Below are 13,125 nucleotides of genomic sequence, written 5' to 3' on the forward strand. Positions count from 1 at the left end.
ATAATAGGTTATTGTTTAACTTTACCATAACCTTTAAAGAGTGGTTTGTCTAGATTTTATCACGTCATTTTGGGCCTTTAGGTATAGTTATATTTACCACCTTGAAAGGGCTGCCCTTAGCCCTTAGCCCTTAAGCCCCCTTCTCCCCCATGTATCGGGCTATGTTGTCGTAGATTTCATCGATCCTCGGATCCTCCGGCAGGGTCTCTCTGATCATCCGCAGGTAGCCTTTCTCCTCCAGGCGTTTGATGGACGGGGTGAAATTGAGGTCGAAGACCCAGCCCATCTGCAGGAGCTTGAAGTCATTTAAGCTTTGCAGATGCTCTTTGAGAACCACGGTTCGGTTCATAAGGCTCTCATGGACCTTCTTCGAGACGTCCGGAGTGTCGGGCAGGCCGAGTTCCAGGGTGGTGTTTCGCTTGAGCTTCATCTCCTTGTAATACGAGGTGACCACAAACCAGATATCGAGCTTGTCGGCGTCCCGCAGGAGGCGGGTGTGAAACAGGCACTCCTCGGACTCATCCTCCGGCAGGAAGGCCCGGTTGTGATAGAGGACCACTCGTTTGATGAGGTCGGCGTCGGAAGGGGCCATCCGTGCGAGGCAGTCCTGTTCCTCCAATATGTCACGGCCGAGTCGGGCATGGTCGGTGGAGCGGTCGTCCACAAAGGTGCGAAAGCGTCGGAACTGTTCAAAACGGCCGATGTCATGGAGGAGGGCGGCCAGGTCGGCAAGGGCTGTTTGCCGCTCGTTGAGGCCCAGGGCGTCTGCCAGGAAGCGGCTCTCGGCGCGAACCCTCTGGGTGTGGTCCCGTTTGAGGTTGATGTTTCGGTCGTTTTTCTCGGAGCCGGTGAGAAAGGAGGCGGTGTAGTCGTCAAACCATTGGTTGAGATGATTCATTGGGCTGTGTGGATCCTGTGATGATCATGATAAACATGCGGGCACACAGACGGGGAGCATTCTGGATGAACGGGCTTGTATGGCCTGCAGTGTCCGTATGGTACGGTGTACTCGGAACATTCTTTTGCGGAGCTTTTGTTCAAAAAAGCGACCCGCCGGGGGCAACTGAACCGTTGCATTTCTTTTCGACAGGCATATCAGTATTGGCGAGTGAATGAAAGGAGCTCTTGAATGACGTGGTTTCGGTTTTTTCTTCCGGTGACCTCCATTGGCCCGGAACAGGCCAGGAAAATAATGGCAGACAGTGACGGGTGGACCCTTCTGGATGTGCGGCAGAAGGCGGAGTACGACGGAGGGCACCTTGAGGGTTCCATCCATATTCCGCTGTTTCAGGTCAGGAAGCGGGCCGGGGAGCTGAACAAGGGCACCGCCCTGCTTGTGTATTGCCGGTGCGGCAACCGGAGCAGGCTGGCCTCGCGGTTCCTGGCGGCCAAGGGGTTTACCGGGGTCTACAATATCGAAGGGGGGATCCTGGGGTGGGAGCAGCATAAGGAGGGCCTGCCATAGGTGAGGGTAACAAGGGTGGCATCTTTTTTGCTTTTGTGCCTTGACATCACCCGGGCTGGGGTGTAGTGTGCGTCTCGTTGTTGCGGGATGGAGCAGTCTGGTAGCTCGTCGGGCTCATAACCCGAAGGTCAGTGGTTCAAATCCGCTTCCCGCTACCACTAAAAAATACGAAGGCCCGAAAGAGTTCTCTTTCGGGCCTTTTTTGCATTTTGCGTCATGGGAAATGGCATGTGGCATCTTTTTTGCTTTTATCCCTTGACATCCCCCGGCGCGGGGAGTAGTGTGCGTCTCATTGTTGCGGGATGGAGCAGTCTGGTAGCTCGTCGGGCTCATAACCCGAAGGTCAGTGGTTCAAATCCGCTTCCCGCTACCAATAAAAAATACGAAGGCCCGGAAGAGTTCTCTTCCGGGCCTTTTTGCGTTTGGTGGGGCAAAAGGTAAAGGGCAAAGGGCAAAGGGCGAAAGGCAAAAGGCAAAAGGCAAAAGGCGAAAGGCGAAAGGCAAAGGGCGAAAGGTAAAGGGTAAAGGGCTAAAGGCGAAGGGCAAAGGGTTATACCGGGCAACAATGCCGCAGGTATTTATGTTGCTGGCGTGCGCTCTGCCGGTATCTGACCCATCCGATATTGGACATGGAATAAAAACAGTGATATGTAGGTTCGTTTTGAATCGATGCGCTTTTTAAGAGGCCCAACAGAGGGAGAACCCTTTTTTGCCCCATGGAAACAACGCCTTTGGACAGGATGGAGATACCTGAAAAGCCTGTGTCGCGCATAGCGCCGACTCCCAGTGGTTACCTGCACCTGGGCAATGCGGTGAATTTTCTCGTGACCTGGGCCCTGGTCCGGGCCAGGGGCGGCACCCTTCACCTGCGCATTGATGACATGGACGGGATCCGGTTCCGTGACGAGGTGCTGGAAGATATTTTCACCTCTTTGGAGTGGCTGGGGCTGGACTGGGACAGCGGGCCCTTTGGACCGGATGCGTTTCACAGCTCATTTTCTCTCCAGAAAAGACGTGCTTTTTACCGGGGCGAGCTGGACCGATTGCAGAAGGCCACCGAAAAGCTCTTTGCCTGTGAATGCTCCCGGAGCACCATTAAAAAGGCGTCTCCCGACGGTCTCTACCCCGGGACATGTCGTCACTGCGGACTTGCGCTGGTGCCCCAGAAGACCGCCATGCGGGTGCAGGTGGATGAAGGCGCCATGGTCAGCGTGAACGGCCGCAGCCTGGACCTGTCGAGAACCTTCGGGGATTTTCTGCTCTGGCGAAAGGACGATCAGCCCGCATATCAGTTTGCCAGTCTCTTGGAAGACGAGGCCGGCCAGATCAATTTTATCGTCCGGGGCGAAGACCTTCTGCCGTCAACGGCCGCGCAGCTCTACCTGGCGGACCTGTTTGATGCGTCCTATTTCAAGCGTTGCGCCTTTTTGCATCATCGGTTGATTCCCGGGGAGGACGGCGAGAAGCTGTCGAAATCCCGGGGGGCTTACGCCCTGAAAGACATGCGTGAAGCCGGGATAACCCCTGATGTGGCCTGGAAGGCTGCAGCCCGGTTTCTGGGATGCGCCCATGGGGTGTCGGCCCCAGAAGACCTCATTGCCTGCGCAGGGGCGTCTCAATGTGCCGGGGACCCGGAACGCTGAGTGTCGGTGCATAGAGACGGTAACCACCATTGAACCGATGAGAAGGCCCGTATGGTCGGGTGTTCTCTTTTTTATTTTTTGAAGGAGTTTTGTGACCCATGCAATTGAACTGCGGTATTGTTGGCCTGCCCAACGTCGGTAAATCCACCCTCTTTTCGGCCCTGACCTCCGCTCCTGCCGAGGCGGCCAACTACCCTTTTTGCACCATCGAGCCCAACGTGGGCGTTGTGGCTGTGCCCGATGAGCGCATGAACCGCATCACGGAGCTGATCCCTCCCCAGAAGGTGATCCCCGCGGTGGTGGAGTTTGTGGACATTGCAGGCCTCGTTCGCGGGGCGTCCAAGGGGGAGGGGCTCGGCAACCAGTTCCTCGGTCACATCCGTCAGGTGGGTGCCATTATCCATGTGGTGCGCTGCTTTGATGACGACGACGTGGTCCATGTGGATGGCAAGGTCAACCCGGTGAGCGATATCGAGACCATCAGCATCGAGCTGGCCTTTGCCGACCTTGAGACGGTCCAGAAGCGCCTGACCGGTCTTCCCAAGCTCCTCAAGTCCCAGGACAAGAAGGTCTCCGGCAGGGCCAAGGCCCTGGAGCCCGTCTTGAAAAAGCTGGAGGCGGCCCTGGAAGAGGGGCAGCCCGCTCGAAGCCTGGAGCTGGATGAGCGTGAAATTGAGCTCATCTCCGACCTGCACCTCATTACCCAGAAAAAACAGCTCTACTGCTGCAACGTAGGGGAAGACGATCTGGGCAGCGAGAACGATTACGTGGCCAGCGTCCGTGAATTTGCCGCAAAAGACGGATCCGGCGTGGTGGTGATCTGCGGTAAGTTCGAATCGGAAATTTCCGAAATGGACGACGAGGAGGAGAAAAAGGCCTTCCTGGAGGACGCAGGCCTGGAAGAGTCCGGGCTCCATCGCCTCATCCGCGAAGGCTACAGCATGCTGGGTCTCCAGACCTACTTCACGGCCGGTGAAAAAGAGGTCCGCGCCTGGACCTTCCCCAAAGGGGCCAAAGCTCCCCAGGCCGCAGGCGTGATCCACTCCGACTTCGAGCGCGGGTTCATCCGTGCGGAGGTCTACCACTGCGAAGAGCTCTTCGAATACAAGAGCGAGGCCGCCCTCAAAGAGAAGGGCAAGCTCCGCGTGGAAGGCAAAGAGTACGAGGTGCAGGACGGCGAAGTGCTGCACTTTCGCTTCAACGTATAGCGAGGTTCCCGGCTCCCCGGCGTGCTCTTCCCGAACCATCGGGAAGGCCGCGCCGGATCGGTGGCAGGCCCCTTGGGGCCTGCAGGCCGGGGAACCGGAATGTTACCGTTCCAGCCCTTGGATTTCCTTCTTCCCTCCTGTCTTGCTTACTTCCGAGCAGATCCCTTGTGTCGACTCAATTCGCTGCTGCCTTCGGTGGTCTTTCCCATAGTTTCAGGTTGAACGGGTAAGTGCCCGAAATGTTATGGGTGCGCGGAAAGATGGTTGACTCTGTTTAATCTCTTTCTGTCAATGCGGGGTGACAATACCGGAGGGTGGGTTGAGATCGGAAAGGGCGGTTCTCCCATGCCCCTGGCGTTGTTTTCAGACGGCAGCATAGATCCTATCAGGGGGGCGGCCCAAGGATGAGAGGGGCTTCGGCCTTTGGAATGATAAAAACACCCCCGGGACCAATGGGGACGAGGGTGTTTTTGTGCCTTGGCACCCTTCGATTTCAGGGTGTCACTGACAAAAAAATGTGATACCTAAAAAAGGCCCCATCAAGGGGCTTTTTGTTTTTGGCGCGGGCTTGACCGCAGCATGAATTTTGTATGGTGCCGGGTCAACGTCGAGTGCGTGGAGACCGGATCAGATAGATACAGGGGTGCACGTTGGATACGTTGACAACAGAGGAAAATCGCCTTGAGGGCGAAGGGGAGTCCAGGACGGTTCGAACCCGCGAATCGGACGTCACCCGGGTGGTCCATTCGGGCCTTGTCATGCGGCCCATTTATGAGCTGGAGGCCCGGCGGTTCCGGTTCGGCGAAGCCGGGGGCAAGGCCTGGGAAGTGCTGGATCTCTGCTGGCTGGCCTTTGCCATTTTAGATACCATCTCCGAGGTGACCGAGTACCAGGTGGGGGCCTCCCGAACCGAGGTGATCGGGCGCATCCGGTCATCGGCCCGGGTGCAGGCCGAGGCCGCAGGGGTCGAGATTACCGACGACGAGCTTGACGAGGTGATCAGCCGCGTCTTTGACCACCTCTCCAACCGGGAGCGGCGCTACCTTCCCTTTGAATACCCTTACTACGACGGCCAGGAGGGCCGGTTTGATACCCGGAAGTTTTGGCTTATCAAGGCCGTGTATACGGGGTACGGAGAGACCACCTCCTTTGCCCTCACAGACGAAGGCTATGCCGCGTACTTCGGCCTGCACGAAACAAGCGCCCTGGACGGAACAGCCATCGGCAACCTTCGAATCAAGCTCTTCATCGAACGCGGCAACGTGGACGACGCCATTCTGGTGGCGGACCAGAACCAGAAGCAGTGCTTTCGAAAGGCCGGAGATATAAGGAACGTGCGCCGGGCCATCGCCCGGAACATCCACGCCGTGGAGTTTGCAAAGATCAACGCCATGGCCGACGAAGGCGCGGGCCAGGCCCTCCAGATCCAGGAGGAGAGCAGCCGTCTCCAGACCCTGGTTATGGCCTATCTTCAGGACACCTCCGATGCGGACCTTGAGGAGAAGCTGCACCAGCTGGCAGGCCAGCTCAGGCACCTGAACTCCCGCCAGATGGACCTGGTGGGCGAACTCCAGCGCCTGCCCGACGATTACCACAAACACAGCCACAAGCTGTTCCGGCGTAACTCTTACGGCATCCTCCCCTCACCGGACGAGGTGCTCAAGCGGGTGGCCAGGCTGGAGGAGCACAAAGCCGCGGAGGTGGGCATGGAATTTATCGCCCGCTTTGACCCGCCCACCCGGCCCTCCCTGTTTGACCCTGCCACCCTTATGGATGCCATGGACCGGTTCCTCGAACGCATGAGCGGCCCCCAGGAAAAACAGCGGGCCGTCTGCGAGATCGACGGCGAAGATCTGGAAACCTACCACTCGGAACTCACCGAAGAGCTTATGGCCTCGGCCGGTGCCTTTATGCGCAACGCCGTTTATAAAGAAGGCTTCCTGGCCCTTTCCGACCTCATGGACCGTTCCTGCGACAACGGCGCTCCCATGGCCGTTGCCGCCGCCATGACTGTCTTTCAGTGCTTTGTGGACCCTCGCACCGCCGCAAAGAACCGTGTCCAGGTCCGCCTGGCAGACACCGAAAGCCGCTTCTCCGCCCGACTCCCGGACGGGCGCCTTTACCGGGGCCACAACCTGGTCCTGGTGCCCCTTGCCGAGGGCGAGGCGAATTAAAAAAACAGCCTCCGGCGGCCAGGTAGGGGCACCTGGAAACCTTATGGCGAATGCGTGGAGGCCGCCAGCATACAATCGTTATCGGGGCATTCGCGAGATGTGTGACATGGGGCAACCGTTTATGCTGGAGAGGCCCATGTCATTTTTCGGAAAACAGGATAAAGGGCCAGAGACGCAAATGCTCTGAACCCTCGTTTCTCGGGTTCCTCACATTTGCTGACGGGCTGCGCCTGTTATAAAAATGCCCCCGGAGGCCACACTTTTAAAAAGTTTGGCAAACAGGTCTTACGAACGTCGTGGTTCGGCCGCAAGCTTTCGGCGACCCGCCGGAGGCAACTGAATAGCTACAGTTTAACGAACAGGTTTTAAAACGTGGATTCAAGTCAATTTAAATCAAAGACGAATGTGTTTTTTCCCGAGGAATGAGGGGAAAAGCGCATTCGTAACCTGCTTTCGAGGTGGCACACCTCGCCGCCGGAGGCATGCTTTTTGAACCTACTTTGACCATATCATCCTTTTCGCATCCGGTGAGCGCCAGCGAGCCGGATGCCATATGGGGTCAAGGGGATCATCCCCTTGCCGCCGGAGGCGAAATATAATTGGAAACAAACGATATCTATCAGGTCAATCGGTTGATTTATCTCAGCCTGGCGCACAGCAACGGGCGCAAGCAGTTGGTGGGACGCCATCAGGACGAGGCCAAAGAACTGGTCCAGCGATACCAGGCGGACGGCCAGTTCCAGGTGATGGTCCATGACGGCCTCGCCGGCCTAGAGCTTCAGGTGCTGGACGTGGAGGCCCTTGCCCTTCGTGTTTCCGCTTTGCATGCCGGGAGTTTTTTTGCGGCAAACCTCACCGAGTACGGCAAGATCTTGGCCCGTAACGAGCTGAAGGCAGCCGAGCTGCTCATGGTGCACTGCGCGGTTGCCACGGCGTTTTTCCCGTCTGAGGCGGATCTGGACGCGCCCGTGGAGGACCTGGGCATTGCCATGGTGGAAGACGTTGTGGAGGTGCTCCGGCGCTTTGCAGAGGCCGAAGCCCAGATGGAAGAGGACGACGACCTGGTCCATCCCGAGGTGCGGACCGCGGCCAAGAGGTTCCGGGAGCTTCCCGAGGAGAACCCCGACAGCAAGCGCGCAGGCGGCGGCCACAGCTGGGTGGAGCTCATCCAGCGGGTCTTCGAACACATGGTGGAGACGGGCTACCTCCTGGCCTTTGAGGACCGTCCCGGAGAATTGGAGTACCGGCCCACGCCGTCGTACCAGGCGGCCCTGAAGAATGCCACGGTCTATGCGTTCCATGCCTTCCGCGACGTGGTGGAGGATCATCAGATGATGGCCGAGGAGCAGGCCGAGGTCCAGGCAGAAGAGGAGGCGCACTAAGATGTATCGACTCAGCAGATTTTTTATCAGTGACGTGGCGGCCGGCGAGAACATCGTCCAGAACGGCTATTTTCCCATCTGCCGTGAGGGGGAGCGTGCCGACCACGGTGTGCTCTTTGCCCAGAACGGCTCCTGCAAGACCACGCTCCTTTCGTTTTTGCTCAGCGCCTTCTGCCCGGAACAGCGTCGGTTTGTCCAGCACCTTCAGTCCGGCGGGGACAAGAGCCTGGATCAGTACCTGATCCCCGGGCGCCCGGCCGTGGTGCTCATCAACCTCACCGTCACGGCGGAGCCCACCCTCTTTGAGGCCGAGCCCGAAGAGCACCTCCTGGTGGGGCAGCTCATCTATCGCCACAAAGGGGCGGCGGGCAAGATCGACCGCATCTATTTTACCTCTTCGGAAGAGTCCCTGTTCGACGAACTTCGCTTTGCCTGGCCGGGCCTCTCCGCCGAGGAGAAGCCCTTTACCGCCGCACGGGAGTACATCACCCCCAGGGTCACCTCCACCACCTCCCAGCGGGACTGGGAAGAGCACCTGGAAAAACTCGACCTCGACCCCTGGCTGGTGAACCGTCAGGTGGACTTTGCCCGGTCTGAAGGGGGCATCAAGGATGCCTTCAAGTTCCGCAACGAAGAGGAGTTCATGGGCTTTTTCCTGGGGTGCGTTACGGACCTGGACGTGGCGGCAAAGCTCAGGGAGACCACCCTGCAGTCCATGGAGAAGATGCGCCATCGCCCCGAGAAGAAGGCCCGGCTCAAGGCGGCCTGGGGGCTTCGGGAGAAACTCTCCGAGTTCGAGGCGGTCAGCGGCAAGTGGCGCAGCGCCGGTGACGACACCGATGCCTTTCGCCTGCGCCTGGGTGAGGCCCGCCGTCTTCTGTCAACGGCAAAGGCTGCTGCGGCTGCCAGGGGCAAGGAGGTGGCGGTCAAGATTCATGAGGCTGCCGAGTCCCATGATGCCGTGACCTTGCAGCTGAATCGCACCCGGGCCAACGCCTTTTACCTGGAGTCGGTAAAATACGCCCGGGAAGAGAAGCGCCTCAAAGAGCAGGTGGACGCGGCCACAGAGGCCTACGCCTCCGGCCGCAGGGAGCAGGCCTCCCTGCGCGGGGCGGGCCTGGCCGCAAAAATCCGGCGCCTGTCCGCACAGATCGACGACCGGGAGAAGGCCCTCTCCGACAAGGACGACGCCCTGGCGCCCGTGCGCGAGCAGATCTCCGTCCGGTCCTCCCAGTATCATCACCGCCTTGCCTCGGAACGGGACGAGGCCGCAAAGGAACGCCATCGCCTGAAGGAGGAGCAGCAGGCCGCCGGGTCCAGGCGTCGAACCATCGAAGCCGAGGCCGAAGCCCTTGCATCGGACGTGGAGAAGGCAAGGCACACCATTACCCGGTGCACCACCCTCATCGACGCCGCCGAAACCTCCCGAACCGCATTGGCCCTGGCGCAGGATCAGTCCCCGGAAGAGGCCCTGGAAGACTTGAAAACAGAGCAGAGCCAGCATGCCTCGCGTCGGGAAGAGATTATTGCTTCCCTGGAGGACCTCTACCTGGAGATGGAGGAGTCCAAGCAGCTCTGGAAGAGAAGCCAGCGGGAGCAGGTGGAGGCCGAGTCCGCTGCTAAGAAGGCAGCTGAAGCCCTGGACAAGGAAAAAGCTGCCCGCGAGTCCCTCCAGGCCAACCGTCACCTGGCTGCTGTTGCCGGGTGCAGCGACTTGTCCCCCCATCGGCCGGACCTGGCCTCCCGGGTTGCCGAGATGCTCCAGCGCAAGCGAAACGCCGTGGCCGAGCAGAACCATCGTCGCTTTACCCTGGATGATGACATCGAGCGCCTCTCCACCACCGAGACCCTTGCCGTGGACGCGGACACCCGTCGCCTGCTGGCATGGCTCCAGGAAGAGGGCGTCTCCCCTGCCGACGTCAAGGCGTTTCCCGACTACCTTGCCGTAGAGTACGGCGATCCCCAGGTGGTGGCCCGGTTCCTTGAAAAAGACCCGGGGCGCTTTACCGGGATCATGGCCAAAAACGACAAGGTTCTGGAAAAGGTGAAAGCCCTGTCCACTCCGGACTGGCTGACGCGGCCGGTGGTGATCTCCGTGCCCTCTGCCCTTGAGGAGGTGGCCGACTGTCAGGGCCACGTACTGGCCCCGGCCGACGCCTCGGTCTACAGCCCCTCCTTCATTGAAACCCGTATCACCGAGCTGAAGGCCAGGCGCGCCGCCCTGGTGGAGACCCTGGTTTCTGAGCAGGCCCTGCTGGCGGAGATGGAACATGCCGCAAGGCTCCTGACAGCCTATCTGGAACAGTATCCCGACGAGTCCGGGCTCCAGGCCCTGGAAGGCCAGCTCACCGAAGCCGGGCATCGGGTGGAGGAGATCCAGGCAGAGATCGCCAGGGCTGAAGAGGCCCAGAGGGTGCTTCTATCCGAAGAGAACCGCCTCAAAGGTGAAGCCAAGGGCATCACGGAGAAGGAAGGCGAACTTACCCGCCGCATGCAGCAGATTACCGCCTGGCAGACTCAGTACGGGGAGCTGGAGGCCTGGAAGCAGAGCCTCAACGACGAGAACCGGAACCTCTCCTCCTTTGAAGGGCGCAAGACAGAGATCCGTGAGAGCCGGGAGGCACTGGGCGACGAGATGACGCGCCTTGTGGAACTCCTTGCCCGCAATGAGGCGTCGGTCAAGCGGCTGGATGAAAAGGCCGAACTCGTTCCCCAGGGGGACGCCACGCTGGATGAGGACCAGAAACAGGAAGCCCGGGAGATGGATCTTTCCGCCCTGGCCTCTCTGTATGCAGAGGCCCTGGAGCGGGAGCGCCGGGTGGCAGGCGAGCTGGGCATCGAGTCCCTGGCGGCCGAGCTCACCGAGCTCAAGGCAAAGCGTCAGAAAGAGGCGGCGGAGCTGGAGCGCTCCCGCCGCGAGTACGATCTGGACGAGGCCCTGGTGGAGACCTGGGCTTCACATACCGACGCCGAACGTGCCGAACGGATGGAGGCCCTGGCCGCCATGCTGGAAGAGACCCTGGAGCAGAAAGGGGCCTTTGTGGGCAAGCAGGAGGGCATTGTCCGCGAGAAGCAGCGCCTGGATCTGGAACTGGGGCGCTGGAAGGGCAGGGGCGTGACACCGGATGTGTCCGCCGATACCCTGGAAACCGACGCCCTGGACGAGGCCATGGAGGGGTGCTCCCTGGAAGGGGCCCGCCTGCGTGAAGAGCTCATGGACCTGGAGACCAGACAGACCAAGCTCAAGAGCAAGGCGGATATGGTCAAAACCTGGTCCACCTCTCTGGACCTGGGCACCGCACGCATCAAGGACTACACCCCGGTCTGGGATGAGGAGTCGCCCAGGCGCGAGTGGCCCGAGCTTGTGGAGTGCGCCAACCCCGTGGTGGCCGCCGAGGTCTTCCTCAAAGAGGTGGAGGAGGTGATCCGCCTGGAAGCCGACTCCGTGGCCGAAAGCGTTCGCCAGCACCGGGTGATGTCCGCGGCCTTTGACCGCCTTCAGGTGAGCCTCTCCGATGAGAAGCTCAAAGAAGCCCTGCCTGCGGTGGTGGACGAGCTGCGTCGTCACGATGCAGAAACCCTGGGAGCCCAGAGTGCCGCCATGGTGGCCACCTGCAAGGACCTGGCCGAAAACATCGAGAGCGATCTGGCCCGGTCGGAAAAATTTGTGGGCAGCCTCATCGGCATGATGCTCCAGCACGTCAAGGAGTGCCACCAGAAGCTTCTCACCGCCACCCGCATCACCATGCCCGACGATGTCTTTATCTACGGCGGAAAAGCGATCCTGCGCTGCAGCCGGCGGCTTGATTTTGCACGTCATGAAGAGGCTTTCCGCGAGTCCATCGACAACTGGCTCCACGAGCTCATCGAGGCCAACCGCATGCCCGAGGTCAACGCCCGCACCGGCAACATGCTGGGGGCCGAGCTCATGTATCGCCTTCTCCAGGCCGCCACCGGAAAGAGCGAGTTTGCCGTGCGCCTCCTTAAGTGTGACGACACGGGCAGGCGCTACGAGCAGGTGGGCAAGGACCTGGGCTCCGGCGGCGAGGCCCTCACCACGGCCGTGCTCCTCTACGCCCTGCTCACCTCCATGCGCCAGAAACGCCGCAACCGTAAAGAGGATCGCCTCCCGGCCTTCCTCATTGCAGACAACCCCCTGGGCGTCTGTAACCGGTCGGATTTCCTGGACGCCCAGCTCAAGGTGGCCCGGGCCATGGGCATCCAGTGCGTCTACTTTACCGGCATCAACGACACCGAGTCCCTGGGCCTCTTCGAACACCGCGTGGCCGTGCGCAAAAGCGGCAAACGTGTCCAGATCGAAGGCGTGGACTACAACCACCTGGAGGTCATCGAACAGAACCTGGAACGGGTATAAGCTGCCTCCGGCGGCCCTGCCGGGGGCCAAACTTTTTGAAAAAAGTGTGATCAAAAACGTTTGGGTATGAACGAGCCCTGAGTGATCCTGACGGATTGCTCAGGGCTCGTTTTGTTTTTGCGCTGTGGCTTTATTGATTGGGGCTGGCGAACCTGCGTCCCATATCAAAGGCTTTATCACAATCCAACGGGAAGACCTCTTGACGCTGTTTCTCTTTTTTCACCGGATCGAAACAGGACTGAACAACCGTGTCATAGTTATTAAACTGATACGTGTCATGGCAGAAGAGGGTTTCGGATTTACCGAAAACAAACTCTAATTGCGTTTCATTTAAGTTGAGATGGGCATCAAATCCATACCCTTTCATCCCTTCCTCTGTGACGTTCATGGTATAGATAAAGCCCGTTTGGATGGTTCTCGGAAAGAGGGTTTGATACGGGTTGGCGTACACATACTTTGGGAAGAGGGCTCGCTCAAGAAAGCACCGCATTTCACCTGAAACCGAGCCAAAATAGATCGGTGAGCCCAGGATCAAGGCGTCGGTATGCTCAATTTTATTTAATACCGATGTCAGCTCATCATTCATTGCGCAGGCCCCGTAATGTCGGCCCCCCTTTTTTTTGCAGGCAAAGCAACTTCGGCAGCCTTTGTAATCAAGGTCATATAAATGGATCAACTCCGTTTCCGCTCCCTGGGAAGAGGCGCCGTCAAGTGTTTTTTGAATCAAGGTTGCTGTGTTCCACTCTTTTCTGGGGCTGCCGTTTATTGCGATAACATTCATAGTTGGTGGTTCCTTTTAAATCATGGGGCTTTGATTTTATTGTTAGTTAAGTTTAAACTAATTAATATGGCGGTGCAGACGAATTTTACCGGTTTGT

Annotated in this window: 8 protein-coding genes and 2 tRNA genes; 8 read left to right on the top strand and 2 right to left on the bottom strand. The window is 59.0% G+C overall.

What is annotated here, in order from left to right; all coding sequences use genetic code 11:
* Positions 1-130: 130 nt before the first annotated feature.
* Positions 131-898, bottom strand: a complete 768-nt coding sequence (locus MSL71_RS23685; protein WP_180146066.1) for an HD domain-containing protein — start codon at positions 896-898, stop codon at positions 131-133.
* Between the two features lie 231 nt (positions 899-1,129).
* Between MSL71_RS23685 and MSL71_RS23690 the strand changes: the two genes are divergently transcribed.
* The 8 genes from MSL71_RS23690 (at position 1,130) to MSL71_RS23725 (ending at position 12,247) form a co-directional block, all read left to right on the top strand.
* Positions 1,130-1,465 carry a rhodanese-like domain-containing protein gene (locus MSL71_RS23690; protein ID WP_180146069.1) on the top strand — a complete coding sequence of 112 codons (336 nt, stop codon included), beginning with the start codon at positions 1,130-1,132 and terminating at the stop codon, positions 1,463-1,465.
* 81 nt (positions 1,466-1,546) lie between these two features.
* Positions 1,547-1,623, top strand: a tRNA-Met gene (locus MSL71_RS23695).
* Positions 1,624-1,761: 138 nt separating this feature from the next.
* A tRNA-Met gene (locus MSL71_RS23700) sits at positions 1,762-1,838 on the top strand.
* Between the two features lie 367 nt (positions 1,839-2,205).
* Entirely contained in the window at positions 2,206-3,108 is a 903-nt protein-coding gene (locus MSL71_RS23705) for a glutamate--tRNA ligase family protein (protein ID WP_246317901.1), read from the top strand.
* 98 nt (positions 3,109-3,206) lie between these two features.
* Positions 3,207-4,316, top strand: a complete 1,110-nt coding sequence (ychF, locus tag MSL71_RS23710) for a redox-regulated ATPase YchF (protein ID WP_180146074.1) — start codon at positions 3,207-3,209, stop codon at positions 4,314-4,316.
* A 650-nt stretch (positions 4,317-4,966) separates the two neighbouring features.
* The gene (locus MSL71_RS23715; RefSeq protein ID WP_180146077.1) at positions 4,967-6,490 is read left to right on the top strand and encodes a hypothetical protein; all 1,524 of its coding nucleotides are present in this window, start codon (positions 4,967-4,969) and stop codon (positions 6,488-6,490) included.
* Positions 6,491-7,089: 599 nt separating this feature from the next.
* Positions 7,090-7,872, top strand: coding sequence for a hypothetical protein (locus MSL71_RS23720; protein ID WP_180146080.1), 783 nt, complete (start codon positions 7,090-7,092; stop codon positions 7,870-7,872).
* Position 7,873: 1 nt separating this feature from the next.
* Positions 7,874-12,247, top strand: coding sequence for a coiled-coil domain-containing protein (locus MSL71_RS23725; protein ID WP_180146083.1), 4,374 nt, complete (start codon positions 7,874-7,876; stop codon positions 12,245-12,247).
* A 130-nt stretch (positions 12,248-12,377) separates the two neighbouring features.
* Here the strand turns inward: MSL71_RS23725 and MSL71_RS23730 are convergent, their stop codons facing one another.
* Positions 12,378-13,028, bottom strand: a complete 651-nt coding sequence (locus MSL71_RS23730; protein ID WP_180146086.1) for a flavodoxin family protein — start codon at positions 13,026-13,028, stop codon at positions 12,378-12,380.
* Positions 13,029-13,125 lie beyond the last annotated feature (97 nt).

The organism is Desulfoluna butyratoxydans (genome assembly GCF_900699765.1).
In the GTDB taxonomy this organism is placed as follows: domain Bacteria; phylum Desulfobacterota; class Desulfobacteria; order Desulfobacterales; family Desulfolunaceae; genus Desulfoluna; species Desulfoluna butyratoxydans.